Here is a 24,092-nt window from a genome sequence, read left to right on the forward strand (position 1 = left end):
ATATGAAAATGATAATCAACGGAAAAAAAGTAGATAGTGAAAGCGGACTGACCTTTGATGTGCTCAATCCGGCTACAGGCGAAGTGATAGAATCCGTGCCAAAGGCGACGGAAAAGGACGTCAAAGCGGCCATCGACGCGGCAGTAGACGGACAGAAGGTCTGGGCAGAGGTTCCGGTATGGAAACGGGCAGAGGTATTATACAAGTTCCTGGACATCGTGGACGCCAACAAAGAAGAACTGGCGCAGACCCTGTGTGCAGAAAACGGCAAGCCGATTGTAGAAGCGAGAGCGGAAATCGGCAACATCAAAATCGGATTCTCCGGATTCATCGAACACGCGAAGCATTATTACGGAAGCATCATTCCACAAGGACAGGAGCAGGGGCAGGATGCAAACCTGCAGCTGGTGACGAGAGAACCCATCGGCGTAGTGGCCTGCATCATACCGTTTAACTTCCCATGCGATCTCTACGATCAAAAGGTTGCACCGGCTCTGATGATGGGCAACGCCGCCATCGTCCTTCCTTCTTCGGATAATCCGCTGACTTTGATGAAGCTGACGGAGATGTTGGTAGAAGCTGGTGTGCCAAACGGCGTCATCCAGTGCCTGACAGCGCCGGGCAGTGTCAAGTCCACGGCAGTAACTGATCCGAGGGTACACCTGGTCACTTTGACTGGCAGCACGGAAGTAGGTATCGACACGGCAAAGCTGGCGGCAGCGAACCTGACCCACACGGCTCTGGAGCTTGGCGGCAACGACGCCTTCATCGTACTGGAGGACGGCGATGTGGATCTGGCCGTAGAAGAGATGATCTGGGGCCGCATGTACAATACAGGACAGGTGTGCTGCGCAAGCAAGCGGTTCCTGGTACACAATTCGCTGAAAGAGGAATTTGCGCAGAAGGCTGTAGAGCGGATCAAGCAGTTGAAGGTGAGCATGCCGTCAGATGAAAGCAGCCAGGTAGGCTGCCTGATCAGTGAAAAGGCCGCCATCAAGGTGGAAAAAGAAGTGGAAAAGACCGTGGAACAGGGCGGCAAGATTGTCCTCGGCGGTAAGCGTAACGGCGCTTTCTATGAACCGACTGTCATCGTAGACGTGCCGAAGACTGCAGACGTTGCCGTCGATATGGAAATCTTCGGACCAGTGGTTCCGATCATCGGCTTTGACACCGATGAAGAGGCAATCGAGATCGCCAACAAGTCCATCTTCGGACTGTCCAGCTGTGTGTTCTCAAGAGACCAGAAGAGAGCCTTTAAGGTTGCTTCCAAGATGGAGGCAGGCGGAGCCGTCATCAACGGCGCCAGCTTCTTCAGAGCTTTCGAGATGCCGTTCGGCGGCTGGAAGCACAGCGGCATTGGAACGGAGGGCGTATTCTCCACCTTTGACGAGATGACCTTGTCCAAGACCATCGTGCTGAAGAATATATTATAGATAGAGAAATAGGGCAAAGAGGGGACCGCAGATTGGCGGTCCCTTTTGTGATTGGTCTCCGTTTTTTTACAGAACTGATGTATAGACAATTGTTTTAACCTCTATTGCCACGAAAAAATGCAAAAACGCCTAAAAAATCTGTGGACTGCAAAGGGAGTGTCCATGCAGCGACGGCTGTAACCGTTGAAACTTCGTCGTGCCCATTGACCAGACTGACGTTGGGCAGCCTAAGGGATCAAGATGTTTAGGCGTATTTGGTCTTTTTTGGCGAAATGACGGGTAAAACCTATCATGACATCGATGAAGATATGAATCGAAAAGCTGGGATTTTTGTCACGGCAAACGCATGTAAAAAACATACAAGATAAATACCGTTCAGCTTTCATGGGTCTGCCGTGATTGCGCTCTCTCCCCGCTGTCTGTTAAAAAGCTTCCCTGGACAAAACGCTGGATGCCGGTGCAGATAAATGCGCATAAATCAGGTAATCTGCCATAAATGCTTGTTTTTTGATCAGTTTAGGCACTTTTTTGAAAAATTAAATCCTGTTTTTGTTAAATTAACCATAAAATATAAAAATACAAATAGCTAGTACTATATATAATAGAAATATTTTGTATTAAAACATGTTTTCAAGCTTAATCCAGTCAAATTCGAGCTATTTTGTACCCGGAAGAGATTGCTGAAAGCTGAAATCTGCCATAAATGCACTTAAAATTGCTCGTTTCCGGCACTTTTGCCGGATTTAAGCGAAGGGGGTATATTTTAGGGCTTCATGCGTTTGCCGTGGGATTTTAGTTTAGTCCCCTTGATTTTTTTTCTGCGCAGTGGTAAAATATTTCATATTGTATACTATACAAAATAAGCAGCCGCCTGGCTGTTTATTTTTCGTGTTTTACGAGAGGTGCTTTAGAAATGGAAAACGAAAACAACGACTTTCTTGGAACAGAATCCATCGGAAAACTTTTATTCAAGCTGGCGCTGCCGTCGGTTACGGCCCAGCTGATCAACATGCTCTATAACATTGTAGACAGGGTGTATATCGGACATATTCCGGGAACTGGCGCACTGGCGCTGACAGGCGTAGGTGTCTGCCTGCCGATCATCATGGTGGTCACGGCTTTTGCTGCACTGATCAGCATGGGAGGCGCGCCAAAGGCGTCGATCTTCATGGGACAGGGGAGAAATGACAAAGCGGAAGAAATACTGGGCAACTGCTTTGTGGCACAGGTGATCATCTCTGTGGCGCTGACTTTGATCCTGCTGATCTGGAACGAAGATCTTTTGATGCAGTTTGGAGCCAGTGAGAATACCATAGAATATGCCACTGGGTATATGGGGATCTATGCTGTGGGTACGATTTTCGTCCAACTGACCCTTGGGATGAACGCCTTTATTACGGCGCAGGGATTCGCCAAAGTGGGCATGTACACGGTGATGATCGGGGCGGTGCTGAACATTGTCCTGGATCCGATCTTTATCTTTGTATTACATATGGGTGTAAAGGGGGCGGCTTTGGCCACCATTCTGTCCCAGGCGGTCTCGGCATTCTGGGTTTTGAAATTTCTCAGAGGCAAAAAGAGTCTGCTCAAATTGAGGAAGGCGAATCTGAAGCTAAGCCGCGGCATCATTTTGCCCTGCCTGGCTCTGGGTCTGGCGCCGTTCATCATGCAGGCCAGCGAAAGCGTCATTTCTGTATGCTTCAACTCTTCTCTTTTGAGATACGGAGGAGACATTGCCGTGGGTGCCATGACGATTCTGACCAGCGTCATGCAGTTTGCCATGCTGCCTCTCAATGGAATCGCACAAGGGGCACAGCCCATCACCAGTTATAATTTTGGCGCCAAAAACAAAGACAGAGTCAAGAAAACCTTCTGGACTCTACTGAAAGTATGCCTGACCTATTCTGTTCTGCTCTGGGCGCTGGTCATGCTGCTGCCAAAAGTGTTTGCCGGAATTTTTTCCGGCGATGCAGAGCTGATCGCCTTTACGGGGTGGGCGCTGAGAATTTACACGGCCTGCCTGTTCATGATGGGGATTCAGATCGCCTGCCAGATGACCTTCATTTCTATTGGCAATGCAAAGGATTCTATCATCGTAGCCATTATGAGGAAGTTTGTCCTGCTGTTGCCGCTGATTTATCTGCTGCCAAACTTTCTTGAAAATCAGACCATGGCAGTCTATCTGGCAGAACCAGTTGCAGACTTAATCGCCGTGACCTTTACGATGATTCTGTTCCGGTCACAATTCAAGAAAGCGCTTCATTCTATGTAACCCATGGATTTGGAAATCTCCAGGGCCTGTTTTCTGACATACTGCGCGACGGGTTCGATACGATCGACGGTCAAAATGGAAGTAGGGCCGCTGGCCGAAATGGCAGCGATGATGTCGCCGCGATAATCATAGATCGGCGCGCCGATGCATCTGTGACCAATTTCTGCTTCTTCATCGTCTATGGCCCAGCCGCGGCTTCTGACTTTGTCCAGGTCTGCGATGAGTTCGTCCACCGAACCCAAGGTTTTTTTGGTAAATTTGATAAAGCTGCAGTTTACCATGATCTTGCGAACTTGTGGAGCTGAATAATTTGATAGGAGACATTTTCCCAGGGAGCAGGAGTAAGCGTGGACACGGACGCCGATTTGCGAATACATCCTGACATTTGAGAAGACATCCATTTTCTCTATGTAAATGACCTGGTCCCCGTCGAGAACGCCCAGATGGGAAGTGAGACCTAACTCAGAGGTGGTCTGAGCAACATAAGGCCTGGCCTCTGTCTGCAGCTCAAGACTGTTGATATAGCAGCTGACAGCTTCAATCAATTTGAGGCCGATTTTGTAGGTGCCTCTGTCTGTCTTGTTGAGATATCCGCGGCCTGCCATGGTCGTTATAATTCTGTGTGCAGTGCTCTTGGGAAGTCCGATTCTGCCGGCGATTTCGGTTACGCCGAGCCCTTCATTCTCTTGCGAAAGGACCTCGATGATGTCCAGCGCCCTGTCGATGGACTGTACATTGTTATCGCTACTCATACTATCACCACCTTTTAAAATATTCTGTTATTTTATTATACTAAAAAATTTGCCGCTGTGCAAATGGAGGATTTACATGATTATATCGACTATTTGTAAACTGCTGCTGGCCATGGGCGTCGGCTATTATCTCAACAAAAAGAGAGTCTTTACGGAAGAAGTCAGCCAAAAGCTTTCTTATTTCGTCGTCAATATCGCCATGCCTTTGATGATCGTGACGTCTCTCAACAACACAGAGATTGCTGACAAAGGAGAACTTCTGCGCTATATTCTGACAGGGGCCTGCTTCTATCTGGTCATTCCTTTCTTAGCAAAGGTAATCAATCTTTTGACAAAAGTTCCGAAAGAGGAGCGGCCGGTTTACGAAGCGTTTTATCTCTTTTCAAATAACATGTTCATGGGATATCCGGTAGCCGCATCCCTCTATGGCAGCGGATGTATTTTTCAGCTGAGCATGTTCAATCTTGGCTTCAATTTGCTGTACTATACTTATGGCATAAAGCTGTTTCAAAGTGGAAAAGATAAGGAAAAAGAAAAATTCGATTATAAAAAAGTCATGGGACCGGGCACCATTGCAGCCATTATTGCAATCGTGCTCTTCTTCACTGGTTTGAAGCTGCCGGAAGCTGCTACTGAGGTCTGCAGTTTCCTGGGCAACGTATCTTCTCCATTGTCCATGGTCATTATCGGCTCTACCATAGGAACCTATTCCTTAAAAAGCATCTTTGGCGACGATAAAAGGCTGTATTTTGTCTCTGTCATCAGGCTCGTACTGATGCCTGTTGCGACTTATTTCATCCTGTCAGTACTGGGATTTACAGGAATCCTGCGTGGCACTGCAACGGTAGCCATGGGAATGCCGGTAGCATCGCTGGTTTCTATGGGGTGTATTGAACATCAAAGCAATGAAAAACTGGGCTCAGCTGGCGTGGTCTTAACTACAATCGTATCGCTTTTCACTATACCGGTGATGCTGATATTTTTGGGTTGACAGAAGTGCGCAAACATGATATAGTAGTTCAGTAATGAAGAAGAAGTCATCCGCTTCTCACCTGCAGGCAATCGCGTTTGTCAGGTCTATATGATTAGAAATCAGCACTATCATAGTGTGTTTTGAAGCGGATACTTGTGTGTCCGCTTATTTTAATGCGAAGGTATCACAGGAGGTGCGAACAATTAGCAAGGAAAACAAGATCAACGAAGAAATTCGTGATAGAGAACTGCGAGTTATTGATGATGAAGGTAAGATGCTTGGCGTTATGAGCAGAGATGCAGCGCTGGCTTTGGCTGAAGAGAAAAAGCTGGATCTGGTAAACATCTCACCCAATGCAAATCCGCCAGTTTGCAAAATTCTCGACTATGGAAAGTACAGATATGAAATCCAGAAGAGAGAAAAAGAAGCAAAGAAAAAGCAGAAGACCATTCAGGTAAAAGAAATCAGACTGAGCTCTTTTATTGAAGAGCATGACGTTCAGGTGAAAGCAAAGACTGCTTGCAAGTTCCTCAAGGATGGGGATAAAGTAAAGGTCAGCCTTAGATTCAGAGGCAGAGAAAATGCCAATACCGCAAGAGGCCGTGAGGTAATGAACAAGTTTGCTGAAATCTGCAGTGAAGTGAGCGTAGTTGAGAAAAGACCTACCTTTGAAGGTAGAAGCTTGATCATGTTCCTGGCACCGAAAGCTGAAAAGTAAATGTTTAGAATTAACATAGGAGGAGAATAGCATCATGGCAAAGAATAAGATGAAGTCCCACAGAGGCGCATGCAAAAGAATGAAATTAACTGGAAGTGGAAAAGTAAAGAGAAATAAGGCATTCAAGAGCCATATTCTTACAAAGAAAGCCCCAAAGAGAAAAAGAGGCTTACGTAAAGCTACTACATTGACGAGCGCTGACACTAAGAGAATGTTAAGATCAATGGCGAAATAATATAGGAGGTAAGGAATTATGGCAAGAGTTAAAAAAGGCGTAAATGCGCACAAGAGACATAAAAAAATCTTAAAGCAGGCAAAGGGTTATTACGGACAGAAGAGCAAGGTCTTCAGAGCTGCAAATCCGGCAGTGATGAGAGCGCTCAGATCTGCTTATGTTGGAAGAAAGCTGAAGAAGAGACAGTACAGACAGATGTGGATTGCAAGAATCAACGCGGCTGCAAGAATCAACGGCATGTCCTACAGCAGACTGATGGACGGACTGAAGAAGAGCGGTATCGAAATCAACAGAAAGATGCTTTCTGAGATGGCGATTCACGATGCTGCAAGCTTTGCACAGCTTTGCGAAACTGCAAAGGCTGCTTGCGGAAAAGAATATTAATCAGCGAGATAACGAGGGTTTCCTTTCAGAGCAAAAGCTTTGGGGAAGCTCTTTTTTCTTGCATATTTTGACGGAGCCATTATAATAGAAGCTAAATAGATTTATGCTTTATGAGAAATTGCTGGCGGGGCTTCGTCTGAAAGGAAGTGAGACATGCGGACAGGATATTTTGCCGTGAATAGGGCGGATAGGATTACGATTTTACATGACGGCGTTTTGGAGTATGCCAGATATGACCAGGAAACGATCAGATGGCATGGTGAGGGACGGCTGGCGCTGAATGATTTGGTCGTGTTCATCTGCTGCGAAGAGGCGTGCACGGTCACAGTGTATCGATATGGAAACTGCGAATGCAAGCCGGTCACAAAGAGAATTCCTATCGACGAACTGGAAGAAGGACAGACCGTCTTGGATTTCTATTATGATAACGAAAGAGTTGCAATCAGAGTGAAGGATCAGTTTCTCTTTGACGTATTCGTTGGCAGGCAAAAGGTGATGCTGCAGTTGTCCCAAGGCAAGAAAAAGTACCTGGTTATACAGAAGAACGACGAGATTCGTTACTTCTCTTGCGGCGGAGCGGACGTCGTTACAGATCAGATGGAAGATGAGATCATGAAAGGGCAGAGTTTCCCTGCTTACGTCGATAAGCATCAGTTGCCCATACCGCTGGCAGATTTTTTTCCTGAAAAGATAATAGAAGAACTTCGAAGCATGAAAAAAAGCGAGGAATTGCGTTACGCAAAAATTCACGGAGAGCAAATAGCGGTCAGACTGATTCAAGAAGACTTTGACGGTCAGGGAAGCAGTCTCTACATGATTGGTGATGAAGAAGCATTCCTCGATTCTTTGAGAAAAAATGTCTCAATCTATAACCGACTGTACTTCAATCGGGAATTCAAAGTCAGACAAAATGAATTGAGCTGCGAAGTCAGGCTGCGGGGAAGCGGCAGCAAGATTGAAGAAATCAATCGGAAGTTGGACAAAGTCTGCCACAAAAATGTCACCATTGTTCTGACAGGTGAAAGCGGTACAGGAAAAACCTTCCTGGCACGGCAGATTCACCGCAACGGCAGACGGGCAGAAGGACCTTTCGTCAATGTAAATTGCGCCGCCATCGCATATAATCTCATAGAGAGTGAACTGTTCGGGTATGAGGAAGGAGCTTTCACTGGCGCACGCAGAGGTGGAAAGGAAGGCTATTTTGAAGCAGCAAAAGGGGGCACTCTGTTTCTTGATGAAATCTCAGAGATGCCTATCACTTTGCAGGGGAAACTGCTGGAAGTATTGCAAGAGGGTACCTTTTACAGAGTCGGCGGAACGAAGAAGATTCGGGCGGATATCCGCCTGATCGTTGCAACCAATCGCAATTTGGAAGCGATGGTAAAGGAAGGAAAGTTTCGAGAGGATCTGTATTATAGAATCTGTGTGTTTCCTATTCATCTGCCGCCGCTGCGGGAACGCCTCGCAGATCTTTATAACATTATCGAGGATGCTTTGCCGCAGATCTGCACTAATTTAGAAATAGAACCTCTGATACTGACCCAGGCTGCTCTAGCAAAAATGCGAAAGTATCATTGGCCGGGCAACATCAGGGAGTTAGAAAACGTCTTGGAAAAAGCAGCCGTGATGGCTGACGGTCAATTGATCCGAGAGGAGGACGTCGTTCTCGGCAATCCACTCCTCGGTAATGCTGAGGAGCAGAATTTAAAAGAACGCCTGAACGAATATGAGAAAAAGATAATTAAAGAAGCGTATGAGTTATTTGATGGCGACCGGAAAGAGATGGCGGCCTTTTTGGGTATCAGTAAAACAAATCTGTTTGAGAAAATTCATAAGTACGGAATTGAAGAGGAGACGTTATGCATATCTCAGAAAAAGTAAAGGATAGGATCAGCAATATCTTTGGAGAGATGGGGATCTATTATTATGATCTCGTCGATGACAGCAGTTTTTTTGCTGGCAATTGTGATGTGTTCCCCTCCATGGGCATCGCAAAATTTGTGGTCATGATTGAGGTATTTCAGCAGATTGAAGAGGGCAGGCTGCATCTGACAGATTCTTATGTTTGGAAGAAGAAACCGCCCTTTGCCATTCCAACAGCGGAGTATGAGGAAAATGTAGGCATTTTGGACTTTCTTCACGAAGGGCTGCAGCTGACTCTCGAAGACCTGCTGTATCTGATGATTGTGATCAGCGATAATTCGGCGTTCAACATTCTGCTTACGAAAGTAGGCATGGAGAATGTGAACAGCACCATGAAAAAACTGGGACTGGTACATACCTCTGTAGGCTGTCTGCTCTTTGAATGGGACGAACGCAGACCAGAAAAGGACAACTATCACTCAGTCAGGGAAATCGGCAGCCTGCTGAAACGTTTGTACAGAAAACAGCTTGTTTCTACGTCTGCCAGTGAGAAGATGCTGCGTTTGATGACCTATCACCAGAGACGAGAAAATATTTCCTTTCTGGCCAACAACAAAATCTCCGTAGCCCATCAGACGGGTTTCGACCTTCACTGCCTTCACGAAGCGGTCATTGTACTCTGCGAGCATCCCTTTCTCCTATGCATGAGCGCGAATAAGGTAGATGTAAAAAACGCCGAATATATCATGAAGGATGTAATCAGACTGTGTTATGAAGCTTCGATGGCTGAAGGGGTCTGAAAAAAGAACGAGATTCTGAAATAAGAACGAATTAAAGACTGGGTGGAGCGTTACACCCAGTCTTTTCAATAGATTGCGGCATTTGTTTTGATGGCACGGTACTTGCGATTATTATAGACAAGAATGAAGAAAGGAGGTTCGTCGGATGCAAATTATCGATATGCATTGTGATACTTTATTAGAATGCTATCAAAAGAACTATGGTCTGCGAAGGAATACAGGTCATGTAGATCTATTGCGGATGAAAGATGCTGGAGCACTGGCGCAGTTCTTTGCAATTTATCTTCCCATGGATGATAATCTGACACCTTACAGACTGTTTCAGGAGATTTACAATGTCTATACGAGGGAACTAGCGGCAAACAGCGACTTGATCGCACCTGCCATCTCTTATGACGATATTTTAATCCACGACCGCGAAGGCAGAATGTCCGCAGTCTTGTCTGTAGAAGACGGTCATCTGCTTGCGGGAAAGCTGGAACGACTGGATGAACTCTATGACAAAGGGGTGAGGCTGATGACTCTGCTTTGGTGCAGAGAAAATTGTATCGGATTCCCCGACAGTCTTAAGCGTGAAGAACACCGGTTGGGGCTGAAACCCTTTGGTTTTGATGTCATAGAGAAGATGAACCAGTTGGGTATGATCATTGACGTTTCACATTTATCAGAGGGCGGGTTCTATGACGTGGCGGCGCACAGCAAAAAACCTTTTGTAGCTTCGCACTCCTGTGCACGGAGCTTGTGCGGCCATTCGCGAAATCTGTCTGATGAACAATTGAGATGTATTTCTGAAAAAGGCGGCGTTGTAGGTGTGAACTACAATTCATATTTTCTGAGAGAGGGTTCTGATTTCAGTTCTATGGAGGATATTCTCTTACACGTCGATTACCTGATTAATCTGATGGGCGTTGACAGTGTGGCTTTGGGATCAGATTTTGACGGCATTGAATGCAGGATGGAGATGAGAGGATACGGACAATACCAGAGACTGGTGGAACAACTGGAAAGAAGATATCCAGCAGAGACAGCAGAAAAGATTTGTTGCAAAAATGTACTTCGAATGATGAAAGAATGTTGTGATTAGGAGGAAAAAATGGATACAAAAAAACATGAGGGCAGCTTCAAGAAAGCCATTGGCCCATTCAGCGGCATCAGCATCGTTGCCGGCATGGTAATCGGATCAGGCGTCTATTATCTGGGCAGTTACGTGTTAGAGAGAACGGGACTGAGCATGGGATGGTCGCTAGTCGCCTGGATTGTGGGCGGATTCATTACCATTGTCGGAGGACTGTGTTTTGCGGAACTGGGGGCAAGTATGCCTGTTGCAGGCGGGCAGACTGTTTATCTCAGCAAAGCCTACAGCCCGGCTTTTGGATTTATCAATGGGTTTTCCTGCTTTCTGCTGACGGGCTCCGGCGGCGTGGCGGCCTTGGCAATGGCGGCAGTAACTGCCTATCGAACCGTATTTGAGATCAGCGATATCATGGTCAAGGTGCTTGCAATTGCGATCATACTGGTTCTGATGGTCATCAACCTGCTGGGAGTCAAGGAGATGACCTTCTATCAGAATTTTTCCATGGTCATCAGAATGGTGCCGATTTTGATGATTATTATAGCAGGTTTCATCATGGGGAACGAATCTCCAGATCTGAGTTTGTCTTTGGCGGGAACTTCTGCCGAAGGCGGCGGCGTGACAGCCGTAATTTCCATGATTGGATTTGCCACCTTTGCTTCTTTGTGGGCATATGACGGCTGGTATAACCTCAATACCGTAGCAGAAGAGATGAAAAACCCGAAAAAGGATCTGCCTTTTGCGATTATCACTTCGCTGATCGGCGTGACCTTGATTTACGTCCTATTCTATTTGGCGGTATATAAAGTGCTTCCGAGTGAGGACATTGCTGAAATGATCAATTCAGGGAATCTCTATCTGGGCAATGAAGTCGTCAGCAGGACGCTGGGCGGCACTGGAATCTGGATTCTGCTCATCTGTATGACCATAGGCATTGTCGGCTCTGCCAACGTCAATACCCTTTGTGACCCCCGTACTTATTATGCCATGGCAAAAGAAGGTTACTTCCCGAAATTATTCGGTCATCTGAGCGAGAAACACGGCGTGCCTTCTTACGGAATTATCGTTTCTGCCGGCATGGCCGTATTGCTGGTCATCTTCAACAGTCTGCAGGAATTGACCGATATGCTGATTTTCACGACTTCTATCTTGAATTTAATGACGATTTATGGTGTACTGATTATGAGGAAAAAATATCCCGATATCGAGAGACCGTATAAAGTCTGGGGCGGAAAATTTACGATTTATCTGACCAGCCTCATGTATGTTGTCTTGATGGTAAACGAATTTATCGATGCGCCGAAAGCCGCCATTACAGGTGTTGGCATTACGGTGGCAGGCTTGATTGTTTATCTGTATTTCAAAAAGAAAAACGGAGGAGAAGAATACAAAGGTGAAGGAATTGAATAAAGCGAAGTACGAGAATTTGAAATATCTTGCTGTGGAACTGCCGGAAGATATTCTGAAAGAAAAGTGGAGCGGAAATTTTGACAGGGCAAAAAAGCTGATCGCACAGCGATTATCTGAAGACATCCCCCTGGCGCTGCGGTGCAGGCTGGGTTTGGAGCTGAAAAACCTGAAGGACTTGGAAAACTGTTATACTGTGACGAGAGAAGAGGCGCTGCAGCAGGTACGGGAACGAATTCCGGAGATGAGTGAAGAGGAGTTTGACCGACTTCAGCTGGAAGGAAAGCTGGACTGGATTTATCTGAACGGCAAAATGATGTACCTGGACAGTTTCTGCGCGACACTGTTCAAAGTGAACCCTTCACTGTGGCAGCGTTCCTGCCAGGGCGATCAGAGCGACTATCAGATTTTGGATGACCTAATCGCAGGTTTAGAAGATGGGCAGGAGACTTGCTGCCACATTCATATCAAACAGGAAGTCTCCCTGAAAGAGCGGGCTGTGGAAGAGGGGAAGACTTTGCGGGTACACATGCCCGTGCCCCTTGAACGGGAGCAGGTTCAAAACCTGCAGCTGCTGGAAGTGACCCCCGCTCCTGTCTGTATGGCAGAAGAGGATGCGCCTCAGCCGACTCTTTATTTTGAGGCACCGGCTGCTATCGGACAGATATTCTCTGTGGAATACGCATTTGACCATCATACTGTTTATGTGGACTTGGGCAACCCAGAGCGACAGAAAGCCGCCATGGAGCCATTTCCAGAGGAGACGAAAGCCTATCTCTCGGAAGAACTGCCTCACATCCAGTTCACGCCCTATCTGCGGTCCCTGGCAGCAGAAATCACAGAAGGGGAGAGCAATCCCCTTTTGATCGCCCGCCGCATTTACGATTTTATTACGACCAAGGTAAGCTACGCTTTCATGCGGGATTATGCCTGCATCGACCATCTCGCTGAGTATTGTGCCTTGAATCTGAAAGGGGACTGCGGCGTGCAGGCGCTGCTGTTCATCACGCTCTGCAGGATAGCAGGCATTCCGGCAAAGTGGCAGTCAGGTATTGATGCGAAACCGGGTGATGTGGGGGAACATGACTGGGCCATGTTCTATGTGCCCGGAAGCGGCTGGGTGTATGCGGATCTCTCTTATGGAGGTTCCTCCTACATCAGAGGCGCTTACGACCGCTGGAACTACTTCTTCGGCAATGCAGACCCTTACCGCATACCGATTAACAATGCATTCCAAAAGGATTTTGAACCTCCGAAGAAGTTTTGGAGAAATGACCCGTATGACAATCAGTCGGGCGAAGCGGAATACGAAGACCACGGCGTACGGAGTGATGATCTGCTATATCGTTATCAGGAAATCGATATCCATCGTATCAAATAAACCCTATCGGTGATGTAAGGTCAGAATTGATAACGAAGCTGATGTGAAGAGAAATTTTTTACATCAGCTTTTTTGTTTTTTTGGAAATCCTTGTCCCTTTTTTGACAAATTTCGAGTTATATATTTATACGACAAAATTTAGCAATATCCCTCAAAAAATAGAGTGTATATAGTTAAAGGGATAATGTATCAATCAAAGGGGAGTCAGAAATGAAAGCAAAATTACCGATACTATTTGCTAGTATATCACTGGGATTCTATATTTTTTGTCTGCTGGAAATGAAAAACGGTGCCGAAGGCATTATCAGCAGACTGATCGAGCAGGGAAGTTACGACAACGCATACCATTATATTGACGGCTGGGCCTATGATTATACAGGCGTACAGCAGTTTCTGCGTGCGACAGGGGCTTTTCTTGCCGTATACTATGGTGCAAGAATTGCTTGTGCAGTCAGAGGTAACAAATGCGAGACTGCCTTTGCTGTTGTCATTGCCTGCTATATCGTGTGCGTGGCAGTGATCGCAATCAGCCAGTCCCATCTTTTGGGGCTCATTCTCGCCGCCGCCGCTGTCTTTGTCGTGTTGGCAGCGATTTCTTTGATGAAGGATCTTCCGCTCGAATAACGCCATTTTAAAAACTTTGAAGAACTTCTTGACTTGGAGTTCACTTCAAGTGTTACAATAAAGCAACAACAGATGCAGGGCTGCAACAAAACGGGGGAGGGCAAACGCTGAAACCCCTGGAAAATACTTGATTTTTCTGTTGGCATGGTTTATGCTATACATGTTAGTGTGCTTCAAGAAGAAGTAATTGTCGTTTTCAAGAAGAAAACAATGTTATGAATAGATAGACTTGATATTGAGATTTAATGCCACGAAGGCAGATCGGATTCCAGAAGGAAATCCCGCGCTTTTGTGGTATTTTTTTGTACAAAAAGGAGATACGCATGGAATTAAGAACATTTTTTAGAGAGCATCCGAAAGTCGCCTTGGGTTTTTCCGGCGGGGTGGATTCGTCCTATCTGCTCTATGCTGCCAGAGAGTATGGGACGGATGTATCAGCATATTTTATCAAAAGCCAGTTTCAGCCGGATTTTGAACTGGCGGACGCAAAGCGTCTGGCGGAGCAGCTGGATGCCAGGCTGCGGGTGATAGACTGCGACATCCTGGCGGAACAGTCGGTGCGGGAAAATCCCCAGGACCGATGCTATTACTGCAAAAACCGCATCTTTGGTCTTCTGGCGGAGGCGGCAAAGGCGGACGGATACGAGGTGATCATCGATGGCACCAATCTTTCCGATGAAGCAGCAGACCGGCCCGGCATGAAGGCGCTTGCCGAGATGGAGGTTCTGTCCCCTTTGCGCATGTGCGGCATTACCAAGGCGCGTGTCAGAGAATTATCCAAAGAGGCGGGTCTCTTCACCTGGGACAAACCGGCTTACGCCTGTCTTGCGACGAGAATTCCAAGCGGAACGCTGATCACAGAGGCGGACCTCAAAAGAGTTGAATGCGCTGAGGCAGAGCTTGAAGCCCTGGGTTTCAGAGACTTTCGCGTCCGCGTTTTCGGCGGCGCAGCGAGGCTGCAGCTTTGCGGCGGACAGATGGAAAGAGCCTTAGAGAAGAGAAATGAGATCAAAGCAAAGCTGAAACCGTATTTTGACATCGTTTTGCTGGATTTGGAGGAGAGATAGATGGAACAGAGAGAAATGAAAGAACTGCTGCAGCAGGTGGCGGAGGGAAATGCGACCGTGGACGAAGCCCTGCTCAAGATGAAGATGGCGCCTTTTGAAGAAATCGACATCGCTTCTTTGGATCACCACAGAGGCATCAGACAGGGGGCGTCAGAGGTCATCTACGGCGCAGGCAAGACGCCGGCGCAGATCGACAAGATCGCCCATACCCTCTGGAACAGCGGACAGAAGACGATTTTGATCACCAGGATGAGCCAGGAGGCGGCGGAAACCTTTGAAAAGGATATTCCCTTTACATACTATGAGGAAGCAAAAGTTGGCCTTGTGGGCGAGATGACAGCGCCGAAGCAGAAGGGCTACATTCTGGTAGCCACAGGCGGAACCAGCGACATTCCTGTCGCGGAAGAGGCGGCGCTGACCGCAGAGATTCTGGGAAACCGCGTGGAGCGGATTTACGATGTAGGTGTTGCCGGCATTCACAGGCTGCTGGCTCATGCCGAAAAGATCATGAATGCCAGAGTCATTATCGCCATCGCGGGGATGGAAGGGGCGCTGGCATCCGTCATCGGCGGTCTGGCGGACTGTCCTGTCATCGCGGTGCCTACCAGCGTCGGTTATGGCACTGCCTTCGGAGGCGTGACGGCCCTTCTTTCCATGCTCAACTCCTGCGCCAGCGGCGTCAGCGTGGTCAACATCGACAACGGCTTCGGAGCAGGTTATCTGGCAAATCTGATCAACAATATGGAGGCGGATAAGTAAATGAAGAACTTATATATTGACTGCAGCATGGGAGCGGCAGGAGACATGCTCATGGCTGCACTTTTAGAGCTGATTCCGGATCGGGAGGTTTTTCTGTCAAAGATGAATGCCCTTGGCATTCCGGGGGTGCGTATCAGCGCAGAGGAGAAGAAGACCTGCGGCATCCGTGCAAGCCATGTCCGCGTCGTTATCGACGGGGAAGAGGAGGGTTTGCACCATCATCACGGACACGATCATGAACACCAGCATCACCATCACCACAGCGGACTCGCCGAGATCAGAAGCCTGATCAAAGGTCTGGAGCTTTCAGAACAGGTGAAAAAAGATGCTCAGGCAGTCTTTGAACTGATCGCCGAAGCCGAGAGCAAGGTGCACGGGCAGACCATGGAGCAGATTCATTTCCACGAGGTCGGGACGCTGGACGCTGTAGCGGATGTGGTGGGAAACTGCCTGCTGTTATCTATGATCGGCGCGGACCGTATCTCGGCATCTCCTGTCCACGTGGGATCTGGCACCGTCAAATGCGCCCACGGCGTGCTTCCTGTGCCTGCACCTGCCACGGCTTTGATCCTGCAGGGCATTCCCATTTACAGTGCAGAGATCAAAGGGGAACTCTGCACGCCGACGGGAGCCGCCTTATTGAAGCATTTTGTAGACAAGTTTGGACCGATGCCTTTGATGCGTGTCGAAAAGACGGGCTACGGTGCAGGGACAAAGGAATTTGAACGGGCGAACTGCGTGAGAGTGATGCTGGGAGAGACGGAAGAGGAAGGCAGGGACCAGGTTCTGGAACTGGCGGCAAATATCGACGACATGACGGCGGAAGAAATCGGCTATGCCATCGAAATCCTCATGGAGCAGGGGGCGCTGGACGCCTATGCCGAGAACATCGTCATGAAAAAATCCCGCCCCGCTGTAAAGCTTTGCTGCATGTGCAGGCCGGAGGACAAAGAAGAGATGGTGCGTCTGCTGTTCAAACACACGACGACCATCGGCATCAGAGAGTACAGGTGCGGGCGATTTACCCTGGCGCGCCGCTTTGAACAGCGGAATACGCCCTGGGGTGAGGTCAGCGTCAAGGTCTGCGAAGGCTATGGCGTAGAGAAGGTCAAGGCGGAATTTGAGGATCTGGCGAAGATTGCTAAGGAAGAGAATCTGTCGATCAAAGATGTAAAGAAGGAAATTCATGAATAAGACGTGGCGTGAAAAAACGATCTATATATTGAAAAAGCTTTTGCAGATGGTCATCGTGCTGGTTCTGCTGTCTACAATCGTCTTTGTCATCGCGCGGCTCTGCCCCGGCGATCCCCTAAAGGCCTATTACGGTGACGGCGCGGAGCACATGAGCCAGGTGCAGAGAGAAGCGGCGAGAGAGAAGCTGGGGCTAGACGATTCGATGCCGGTGCAGTACGCAAGATGGGCAGCGCATCTCTTTGACGGAGATCTGGGGCTGTCTTATAAGTACAAGCAGCCGGTGACAGAGGTCATCGGAAAAGTGTGGGTCAATACCCTGATTCTGGGCGGCGTCTCCTACGTGCTGACCTTTGGCCTTGCCATTTTGCTGGGGCTCTTCTGCGCGCTGCGGGAGGACAGCCTCCTGGACAGGATCATCTGCAAAGTGGGCGTAATCTCTGGCAGCGTGCCGTCTTTTTTCCTGGCGCTCCTGCTGATCCTGGTCTTTGCCGTGAATCTGAAGCTGCTGCCTGTCAGCGGCGCGTACTCTTACGGGAGCGGCGGCAGCTTTTTTGACCGGGCATATCATCTGGTTCTGCCGACAGCCGTCATGGTTTTGGAGCACCTCTGGTATTACGCCTACATGGTCAGAAACAAGCTGTCGCAGGAGACGCGGGAAGACTATGTCCTGCTCTGCAAGGCGGAAGGCATTTCCCGCAGGAAGATTCTCTGCCGCCACTGCCTTAGGAACATCATGCCGTCCATGCTGGTCATCATGGCGATTTCAGTGCCCCACATCCTGGGCGGCACCTATGTGGTGGAAACCGTGTTTTCCTATCCGGGACTGGGAACCCTCAGCTTTGAAGCAGCCATGTATCAGGACTACAACATGCTGATGGCGCTGTGCCTTTTGACCGGGGCGGTGGTACTGGTGTTCAACCTGCTGGCGCAGATCGTCAGTGAGTTTATCGATCCGAGGATGCGCCTGGTGAAGAACGTGAAGGAGGCGGCATAGATGAAGAAAGAGAAAAAACTGCCGAGAATTTCGCTTTGCGTCCTGGGGCTGATCATCCTGTCATCGGTCTTTGCCGGCGTCCTGGCGCCCTATTCTATGGAAGAGATGAACTCTGCGGCCATCAATCTGGCACCCAGCGCGGCGCACATCTTCGGCACGGACAGCATGGGGAGGGATCTTTTCACCATGGTTCTCTATGGCGGCCGCGCTTCGATTTACATCGGTCTTCTCAGCGCTTGTATCTCCACGGCAGTGGCCGTGGTCTACGGCACTGTGAGCGGTCTTGCCGGTGAGCGGCTGGACGACCTGCTGATGCGCTTTTCGGAGCTGATCATGAGCGTTCCGTCGATCCTGCTGGTCATTTTTCTGCAGGCCTTGTGGGGCAAAGCGTCTTACACGTCTCTGTCCGTCATCATCGGACTGACCGGGTGGATGAACATCTCCAAGATCGTCAGAAGCGAGGTCAGGCAGATAAGGAACAGCGACTACGTGCTGGCGGCAAGGACCATGGAGGGCGGATTCTGGTACATTCTGCGCCGCCATCTGCTGCCCAATTTCGTGTCATCCATCATGTTCATGGTGGTGACCAATATCGGCCAGGCCATGATCACCGAATCCACCCTGAGCTTTCTGGGCCTGGGGCTGCCCCTTACCACAGTATCCTGGGGAAGTCTTTTGTCCATGTCCCAGGAGGTGCTGCTGACCAACTGCTGGTGGATCATCATCATTCCCGGGCTGGTGCTGATTACTACATTGGTCTGCATCACGGAAATCGGAGAATATATCAGAAAGAAGAATAACCGTTTATATAGTAATTTGTAACATTTGATTAACTGGAGGAACTTATGAAAAAGAAATTTTTAGTCAGTCTACTGTGTATTTGTGCCTTGGTTACAGGCCTTCTGCTGACGGGCTGCGGCAGCAGCGAAGACGGAGAGTCAAAGGGAGGGGACACCCTGGTCTATGGCAGCCAGGATTATACTGCCATCAACCCGGCTCTCTATGAGCACGGCGAGATCAACGCTTTGCTCTTTGCAGGCCTGACCGCTCACGACGAGGATAACAAGGTGGTGCCTGCCCTGGCGGAGTCCTGGAAATTTGACGAGGAGTCTCTGACCTATACCTTTCAGCTTCGGGAAGGGCTGACTTTCCACGATGGAGAGGCGCTGACTTCTGCTGACGTGAAATTTACGCTGGAGGCCATTTTGGATGAAGACAACCAGTCTGAAATCATCTCCAATTATACGGATATCGACAAGATCACCTGTCCCGACGACCTGACGGTCAAGATCAAACTGAAACAGGTCAACGTGGCATTTCCTGACTACATGTCCATCGGCATTCTGCCAAAGCATCTGCTGGAGGGCGAAGATCTTGCAACCTGTGATTTCAACCAGAATCCGGTCGGCGCAGGACCGTACAAGATGAAGGAATGGGATACGGCGCAGAGTATCACCATGGAGAAATTTGACGGTTATTACAACGGTGAGCCCAATATCGGGACTGTCGTCTTCAAGATCGTGCCGGATACGGACGCGAAGGCCATGCAGCTGAAATCCGGAGATATCGACATGGCGCAGATTACGGCGAAGACGGCGAAGGATATCGAAGAGACCGGCGATTACAACATCTTTAGGATGGATACGGCTGACTACCGCGCCATCGCCTATAATTTTGGCAGTGCGCTGTTCAAGAAGTATCCGGAACTGGCAAATATCCTGAGCTATGCCATCGACAGAGAGACCATCATCAAAAGCGTCCTGCTGGGAGAGGGCCAGGCGGCTTACTCGCCGATTCAGAAGGGCGAATACAACAACGAAAAGATCGAGAAGTTCAGCTATGACCCTGAGGAATGCCAGAGGCTCCTCGAGGAGGACGGCTGGAAAAAGAACAGCGACGGCTTCTACGAAAAAGACGGCACAGAACTGAAATTCGTCATTTCCGCCATGTCTGACGATCAGGTCAGGGTGGATATGGCAAAGCTGTGCGCAAACCAGCTGCAGAAAATCGGCGTCAACGCCAGCGCAGAGTCGAAACCGTCTCTGGACTGGGCAGGGCAGGACTGCTGCATCATCGGCTGGGGAAGCCCATTCGATGCGGACGACCACACCTACAAGGTATTCTCCACTGACGCAGGCGACAACTATACGGGGTATTCCAACCAGAAGATTGACCAGCTGCTGAAAGACGCCAGACATACCGAGAACCAGGAAAAGCGGAAGGCGCTGTATCAGGAATTTCAGGAAGAGATGACAAAGGCGATGCCGTATACCTTCATCGCTTACGTGGATGCAGATTACGCCATCAAAAAGAACATCACCGGCATCACAGAGAAGACGGTGCTGGGCCACCATGGCGTAGGCGTATTCTGGAACATCGCAGATTGGAAAATAGAAGGGTAATATGGAAAATCTTTTAAAGATTGAAAACTTAAAATTAGCGTTTCACGGTCCCTTCGGCAGAGTGCCTGCAGTCCGGGGCGTGGACTTTTCGGTGGATGCGGGAGAGACGGTGGCCCTGGTGGGAGAATCCGGCTGCGGCAAGACCGCCCTCTGCCGCTCGATTTTGATGCTTCACAGCCAGCACGCCGATATCGAAGAGGGGAGAATCTTACTGGCAGGAAAGGACGTGACTGGACTCACGGAGAAAGAGCTGGAGTCTGTGCGTGGAAAAGATGCCGCCATGGTCTTTCAGGACCCCATGTCCTCTCTCAATCCCACATTCTCTATCGGCAGCCAGATCACATCACCCATGCGGATTCACGAAAAAATCGGGCGCAGGGAAGCGAGAGAAAAGGCTTTGCGGCTTTTGGAACTGGTGGGTATCGACAACCCTGAGGCGCGTTTTTCTCAGTACCCGCACCACTTTTCCGGCGGCATGCGGCAGAGGGTCGCCATCGCCATCGCCCTTGCCTGTAACCCCGCCTTGATCATCGCCGACGAGCCGACGACGTCTCTCGATACGGCGACACAGGACCGCATCATGGAGCTCCTGGCAAAGCTCTGCAGGGGAGAGGACAAGGGACTGCTCTTCGTGACCCACGATCTGGGACTGGCAGAGACAATCGCTGACCGCATCGCCGTGATGAAGGACGGACTGATCGTGGAAAGCGGGAAGACGGAAGAGATCTTTCAGAACCCGCAGCATCCGTACACGCAGAAGCTGCTGGGCTTCGCCAAATATGGCAAGAGAAGCAGCCACTACCACGGGAAGGTCAGGGAAGCGTCAGAACCGCCGCAGGGAGCAGAGCCTCTGGTGCGGATCGAGGGGCTGACAAAGCACTTTCAACTGGGGCGGAAGACGGTCCGCACGGTGCTGAAGGACTTTGATCTGACGGTATACCGAGGGGAAATCGTAGGCATTGTCGGGAATTCCGGCTGCGGCAAGTCCACCTTGGCGCGGTGCATCATGGGGATTCACGAGCCGTCCGGCGGAACCATCACCCTGGCGGACGGATGCCGCAAACAGATGATTTTTCAGGATTCGGCGTCTGCTTTCAACCCCAGGATGACAATGGAGCAGATTATCTCGGAGCCGCTGGTCATCAAGAACCGTCATATGGACCGGAAGGCGCTGCAGGAAAAAGTGTTGGAACTGATGGATCAGGTTGGACTTGAGCGGGAGCTTGCAGGCCGCCATCCTTACGACGTGTCCGGCGGCCAGAGGCAGAGGGCGGCCATCGCCAGGGCGCTGATTACGGATCCCGACTTCATCATCGCTGACGAGCCGATCTCTTCTCTCGATGTTTCCATCCAGTCGCAGATCATCCATCTGCTGAAGAGGCTGTGCGACGAGCGTCATCTGACCATGCTGCTCATCGCCCACGACCGGCCCATGGTGGAACACGTCAGCGACCGGGTGATCACCATGACGACCCTGTAAGCTGACGCACGAAAGATAGAGACCTTTATTATCCTCTATTGAATCAAAAACGGGGTTGTTGCACTAAGACCGAGTAATCCATGGATCAGATCAAACGGCGCAAATGTCTATTTTAGATGCATTATGCGCCGTTTTTCTGTTGACAGAAATGACTTGCAGTAAAAATTATTACAATATAATACAGAATTGGAAATTAATTAATGGTAAATTTAAGAAATTAAAATTATAAAAGGAAAAAGAGTGCCTGAAAGATCTTGTTTCCTATGAAACGCAGCGAATCTGCCTGCTAAATCTGCTCCCAAACGGCGTAACGTATTCAGAAAACAATGCTTTACGCCGTTTCTTCGTTAATGCGACAGCCCTGTTTTTATGGAATGACGGGTAAAACTCTTTACTAGACCGTTTCGTACATCGGCTTGATTTCTTTCTTGTAAATATAGCGTAGAAATAACGCGCATAAGAAAGCGGCGAATAACTCCGCCAGAGGGAAGGCCCACCAGATCAGGTTCAGTTTTCCGCTGAGGGACAGCAGGTAGGCTGCCGGCAGCAGGATGAGCAGCTGTCTCAGCAAGGAGACGAAGAGGCTCAGAAGACCGTGGGACAGCGCCTGGAACAGAGAGGAGCTGATGATGCTGAATCCCGCCAGGAGGAAACAGATGCTGATGATGCGCAAAGCCGGTACGCCGATTTCGAGCATGTTGTCAGAAGCGTTGAAGATCATCAGAAGCTGCTCCGTGATAGTCTGAAATAGGACGAATCCGATCACCATGATGAGGACGGCTGCAGCGATGGAAAGCTTGATGGTCTTTGTCAGCCTCTCTGGTTTTCTGGCGCCGTAATTATAGGCGATGATGGGCACCATGCCGTTATTAAGTCCGAAGATGGGCATGAAGACGAAGCTCTGCAGCTTGAAATATACCCCGAAGACGGCTGTCGCCGTGGTTGTAAAGGAAATCAAAATCTTGTTGATGCCGAAGGTCATGACGGAGCCGATGGCAGCCATCATGATGGAAGGAACGCCTACAGAATAGATGCGGGCGATGATCAGCTTGCTTGGACGGAATCCCTTGAATTTCAGTTCGATCTCGTGATTTTTCTTCATGTTCAGCACGACAGCCAGGATGGATGCGATAATCTGTCCGGCAATGGTAGCAACGGCGGCGCCGGCTACGCCCATCTTTGGCATTCCCAAAAGCCCGAAGATCAGGATGGGGTCCAGGACGATGTTGATGATGGCGCCCAGCCCCTGGGTCAGCATGGTGTAGAAGGTTCTGCCCGTAGCCTGCAGCAGCTTTTCAAAGGTCACCTGCAAAAACAGCCCGATGGAGCCGATGGTACAGATCTGAAGATAGGCAGTGCCGTAATCGATGATTTCCGTAACGTCTGTCTGCAGGCGGAAAAAGACGCGGGAGAAAATGCCGCCGATGAGGGCAAAGGCGATGAAGCTGCATAGGGCGAGGAAAACCGCATTGTCGGCGGTGTTGTTTGCCCGGCGGAAGTTCTTTTCGCCCAGGCTTCTGGAAAGCAGGGCGTTGATGCCGACGCCGGTTCCTGTCGCCACTGCGATCATCAGATGTAGGACGGATTTTGCGGACATTCAAAATAAAAAAGAATGTGGAGGTAACAGACAATGGCAAAATCATTATTTGAGGAACTGGGCGGCAAATACGAAAGGCAAGGGGATTATTTGATACCGTGCTTAACTGTACCCGCCGAAGAAGAACAGGCAATAGGCATCTGGGGGCAACGGCATTTAGATTATCTAAAACAGTACCGTAAAGTTACATACACCAATCTTCTTACAAGCGGCAGGCTAAACGCCTACCTTGCCGACATCAACAGACAGGCACAGGAACGCTTTGAAAGGCTCATAGAGGGTATGAAACAGGCACAGGGCATAACGGAACAGCTAAAGGCAGAAAACGCCTTAGAATGGACAGGATGCCTCAATAACATAAGGGCTTGTGCGAGGGAGATTGTGGAAAAGGAAATTATTTTTGCATAAACAGATGATTAGTGGCAGGGGGAAATCCTGCCGCTTTTTCTGCTTTAGTTTGTCAGCTTGACAAATAAAGGGTTAAGGAATATAATTAGATTCAGTATTATACAAGGAGTTAATAAATATGCGGCAAGGTATTCTTAAATAAACTGTCAATTTGATAGTGGGAACAAAAAGTAGCAGTCCCGTTTCACTTTTAATATGGGGCTTAGTTTTTTGTACCCAGTTTAAGAATACTTTTATCATGTAATTTTATATGCCCGAAAACATATAAGTGTTTTGG

At 49.0% G+C, this 24,092-nt stretch carries 22 protein-coding genes and 1 other annotated feature; of the genes, 20 read left to right on the top strand and 2 right to left on the bottom strand.

The window, feature by feature from the left end:
• The first annotated feature begins 2 nt into the window (after positions 1 to 2).
• Positions 3 to 1,433 carry an aldehyde dehydrogenase family protein gene (locus BN6539_RS10505; RefSeq protein ID WP_067537728.1) on the top strand — a complete coding sequence of 477 codons (1,431 nt, stop codon included), beginning with the start codon at positions 3 to 5 and terminating at the stop codon, positions 1,431 to 1,433.
• Positions 1,434 to 2,346: 913 nt separating this feature from the next.
• Entirely contained in the window at positions 2,347 to 3,705 is a 1,359-nt protein-coding gene (locus tag BN6539_RS10510) for an MATE family efflux transporter (RefSeq protein ID WP_067537732.1), read from the top strand.
• On the opposite strand, the gene BN6539_RS10515 is transcribed toward BN6539_RS10510, so the two are convergent.
• Positions 3,693 to 4,457 (bottom strand): IclR family transcriptional regulator, encoded by a 765-nt coding sequence (locus BN6539_RS10515; protein ID WP_067537734.1) that lies wholly within the window; start codon positions 4,455 to 4,457, stop codon positions 3,693 to 3,695. The genes BN6539_RS10510 and BN6539_RS10515 overlap by 13 nt on opposite strands.
• Before the next feature lie 76 nt (positions 4,458 to 4,533).
• On the opposite strand from BN6539_RS10515, the gene BN6539_RS10520 reads away from it, so the two are divergent.
• The 17 genes from BN6539_RS10520 (at position 4,534) to BN6539_RS10600 (ending at position 21,810) form a co-directional block, all read left to right on the top strand.
• Positions 4,534 to 5,448, top strand: coding sequence for an AEC family transporter (locus BN6539_RS10520; protein WP_067537738.1), 915 nt, complete (start codon positions 4,534 to 4,536; stop codon positions 5,446 to 5,448).
• A 31-nt stretch (positions 5,449 to 5,479) separates the two neighbouring features.
• Positions 5,480 to 5,609: a sequence feature (ribosomal protein L20 leader region), on the top strand.
• A 14-nt stretch (positions 5,610 to 5,623) separates the two neighbouring features.
• Positions 5,624 to 6,148, top strand: coding sequence for a translation initiation factor IF-3 (gene infC / locus BN6539_RS10525; protein WP_067538252.1), 525 nt, complete (start codon positions 5,624 to 5,626; stop codon positions 6,146 to 6,148).
• A 34-nt stretch (positions 6,149 to 6,182) separates the two neighbouring features.
• On the top strand, positions 6,183 to 6,383 hold the full coding sequence (rpmI, locus tag BN6539_RS10530) for a 50S ribosomal protein L35 (RefSeq protein ID WP_067537741.1): 201 nt from the start codon (positions 6,183 to 6,185) through the stop codon (positions 6,381 to 6,383).
• Positions 6,384 to 6,401: 18 nt separating this feature from the next.
• On the top strand, positions 6,402 to 6,767 hold the full coding sequence (gene rplT / locus BN6539_RS10535) for a 50S ribosomal protein L20 (RefSeq protein ID WP_067537744.1): 366 nt from the start codon (positions 6,402 to 6,404) through the stop codon (positions 6,765 to 6,767).
• Between the two features lie 174 nt (positions 6,768 to 6,941).
• Positions 6,942 to 8,648, top strand: a complete 1,707-nt coding sequence (locus BN6539_RS10540; protein WP_207645093.1) for a sigma-54 interaction domain-containing protein — start codon at positions 6,942 to 6,944, stop codon at positions 8,646 to 8,648.
• Entirely contained in the window at positions 8,627 to 9,430 is an 804-nt protein-coding gene (locus tag BN6539_RS10545) for a serine hydrolase (RefSeq protein ID WP_067537752.1), read from the top strand. The genes BN6539_RS10540 and BN6539_RS10545 overlap by 22 nt, the downstream gene beginning before the upstream one ends.
• A 145-nt stretch (positions 9,431 to 9,575) precedes the next feature.
• Positions 9,576 to 10,514, top strand: a complete 939-nt coding sequence (locus tag BN6539_RS10550; RefSeq protein ID WP_067537755.1) for a dipeptidase — start codon at positions 9,576 to 9,578, stop codon at positions 10,512 to 10,514.
• Between the two features lie 9 nt (positions 10,515 to 10,523).
• Complete coding sequence (locus BN6539_RS10555; RefSeq protein ID WP_067537758.1) at positions 10,524 to 11,912, top strand: APC family permease; 1,389 nt, start codon at positions 10,524 to 10,526, stop codon at positions 11,910 to 11,912.
• On the top strand, positions 11,896 to 13,290 hold the full coding sequence (locus BN6539_RS10560) for a transglutaminase-like domain-containing protein (protein ID WP_082907457.1): 1,395 nt from the start codon (positions 11,896 to 11,898) through the stop codon (positions 13,288 to 13,290). The genes BN6539_RS10555 and BN6539_RS10560 overlap by 17 nt, the downstream gene beginning before the upstream one ends.
• Positions 13,291 to 13,500: 210 nt before the next feature.
• Positions 13,501 to 13,914 carry a hypothetical protein gene (locus BN6539_RS10565; protein WP_067537759.1) on the top strand — a complete coding sequence of 138 codons (414 nt, stop codon included), beginning with the start codon at positions 13,501 to 13,503 and terminating at the stop codon, positions 13,912 to 13,914.
• 323 nt (positions 13,915 to 14,237) lie between these two features.
• Positions 14,238 to 14,981, top strand: coding sequence for an ATP-dependent sacrificial sulfur transferase LarE (larE, locus tag BN6539_RS10570; protein WP_067537760.1), 744 nt, complete (start codon positions 14,238 to 14,240; stop codon positions 14,979 to 14,981).
• Positions 14,982 to 15,740, top strand: a complete 759-nt coding sequence (gene larB, locus BN6539_RS10575) for a nickel pincer cofactor biosynthesis protein LarB (protein WP_067537762.1) — start codon at positions 14,982 to 14,984, stop codon at positions 15,738 to 15,740.
• Complete coding sequence (gene larC / locus BN6539_RS10580; protein ID WP_067537764.1) at positions 15,741 to 16,934, top strand: nickel pincer cofactor biosynthesis protein LarC; 1,194 nt, start codon at positions 15,741 to 15,743, stop codon at positions 16,932 to 16,934.
• A complete protein-coding gene (locus BN6539_RS10585; RefSeq protein ID WP_067537766.1) occupies positions 16,927 to 17,928 on the top strand; it encodes an ABC transporter permease in 1,002 nt (333 codons plus the stop codon). Before larC ends, BN6539_RS10585 begins: the two co-directional genes overlap by 8 nt.
• A complete protein-coding gene (locus BN6539_RS10590; RefSeq protein WP_067537770.1) occupies positions 17,929 to 18,750 on the top strand; it encodes an ABC transporter permease in 822 nt (273 codons plus the stop codon).
• Positions 18,751 to 18,773: 23 nt separating this feature from the next.
• Positions 18,774 to 20,330: an ABC transporter substrate-binding protein gene (locus BN6539_RS10595; RefSeq protein ID WP_067537773.1), complete on the top strand. Its 1,557-nt coding sequence runs from the start codon at positions 18,774 to 18,776 to the stop codon at positions 20,328 to 20,330.
• Between the two features lies 1 nt (position 20,331).
• Positions 20,332 to 21,810, top strand: coding sequence for an ATP-binding cassette domain-containing protein (locus BN6539_RS10600; protein ID WP_067537777.1), 1,479 nt, complete (start codon positions 20,332 to 20,334; stop codon positions 21,808 to 21,810).
• Positions 21,811 to 22,204: 394 nt separating this feature from the next.
• Here BN6539_RS10600 and BN6539_RS10605 read toward each other — a convergent pair whose 3' ends face one another.
• On the bottom strand, positions 22,205 to 23,407 hold the full coding sequence (locus BN6539_RS10605; RefSeq protein WP_082907458.1) for an MATE family efflux transporter: 1,203 nt from the start codon (positions 23,405 to 23,407) through the stop codon (positions 22,205 to 22,207).
• A 33-nt stretch (positions 23,408 to 23,440) separates the two neighbouring features.
• Here BN6539_RS10605 and BN6539_RS10610 point away from each other — a divergent pair, with 33 nt between their 5' ends.
• On the top strand, positions 23,441 to 23,815 hold the full coding sequence (locus tag BN6539_RS10610) for a TnpV protein (protein ID WP_001129922.1): 375 nt from the start codon (positions 23,441 to 23,443) through the stop codon (positions 23,813 to 23,815).
• Positions 23,816 to 24,092: the final 277 nt, after the last annotated feature.

The organism is Emergencia timonensis, assembly GCF_900086585.1.
In the GTDB taxonomy this organism is placed as follows: Bacteria; Bacillota; Clostridia; order Peptostreptococcales; family Anaerovoracaceae; genus Senimuribacter; species Senimuribacter timonensis.

What these genes read in the sequence shown, in the direction of transcription:
- BN6539_RS10505 (WP_067537728.1), top strand. Translation starts at nt 3, where the DNA reads ATGAAAATGATAATCAACGGAAAAAAAGTAGATAGTGAAAGCGGACTG.
- BN6539_RS10600 (WP_067537777.1), top strand. Translation starts at nt 20,332, where the DNA reads ATGGAAAATCTTTTAAAGATTGAAAACTTAAAATTAGCGTTTCACGGT.
- BN6539_RS10595 (WP_067537773.1), top strand. Translation starts at nt 18,774, where the DNA reads ATGAAAAAGAAATTTTTAGTCAGTCTACTGTGTATTTGTGCCTTGGTT.
- larC (WP_067537764.1), top strand. Translation starts at nt 15,741, where the DNA reads ATGAAGAACTTATATATTGACTGCAGCATGGGAGCGGCAGGAGACATG.
- BN6539_RS10510 (WP_067537732.1), top strand. Translation starts at nt 2,347, where the DNA reads ATGGAAAACGAAAACAACGACTTTCTTGGAACAGAATCCATCGGAAAA.
- BN6539_RS10545 (WP_067537752.1), top strand. Translation starts at nt 8,627, where the DNA reads ATGCATATCTCAGAAAAAGTAAAGGATAGGATCAGCAATATCTTTGGA.
- BN6539_RS10520 (WP_067537738.1), top strand. Translation starts at nt 4,534, where the DNA reads ATGATTATATCGACTATTTGTAAACTGCTGCTGGCCATGGGCGTCGGC.
- BN6539_RS10605 (WP_082907458.1), bottom strand. Translation starts at nt 23,407, where the DNA reads ATGTCCGCAAAATCCGTCCTACATCTGATGATCGCAGTGGCGACAGGA.
- BN6539_RS10550 (WP_067537755.1), top strand. Translation starts at nt 9,576, where the DNA reads ATGCAAATTATCGATATGCATTGTGATACTTTATTAGAATGCTATCAA.
- BN6539_RS10515 (WP_067537734.1), bottom strand. Translation starts at nt 4,457, where the DNA reads ATGAGTAGCGATAACAATGTACAGTCCATCGACAGGGCGCTGGACATC.
- BN6539_RS10585 (WP_067537766.1), top strand. Translation starts at nt 16,927, where the DNA reads ATGAATAAGACGTGGCGTGAAAAAACGATCTATATATTGAAAAAGCTT.
- larB (WP_067537762.1), top strand. Translation starts at nt 14,982, where the DNA reads ATGGAACAGAGAGAAATGAAAGAACTGCTGCAGCAGGTGGCGGAGGGA.
- rplT (WP_067537744.1), top strand. Translation starts at nt 6,402, where the DNA reads ATGGCAAGAGTTAAAAAAGGCGTAAATGCGCACAAGAGACATAAAAAA.
- rpmI (WP_067537741.1), top strand. Translation starts at nt 6,183, where the DNA reads ATGGCAAAGAATAAGATGAAGTCCCACAGAGGCGCATGCAAAAGAATG.
- larE (WP_067537760.1), top strand. Translation starts at nt 14,238, where the DNA reads ATGGAATTAAGAACATTTTTTAGAGAGCATCCGAAAGTCGCCTTGGGT.
- BN6539_RS10555 (WP_067537758.1), top strand. Translation starts at nt 10,524, where the DNA reads ATGGATACAAAAAAACATGAGGGCAGCTTCAAGAAAGCCATTGGCCCA.
- BN6539_RS10590 (WP_067537770.1), top strand. Translation starts at nt 17,929, where the DNA reads ATGAAGAAAGAGAAAAAACTGCCGAGAATTTCGCTTTGCGTCCTGGGG.
- BN6539_RS10610 (WP_001129922.1), top strand. Translation starts at nt 23,441, where the DNA reads ATGGCAAAATCATTATTTGAGGAACTGGGCGGCAAATACGAAAGGCAA.
- BN6539_RS10565 (WP_067537759.1), top strand. Translation starts at nt 13,501, where the DNA reads ATGAAAGCAAAATTACCGATACTATTTGCTAGTATATCACTGGGATTC.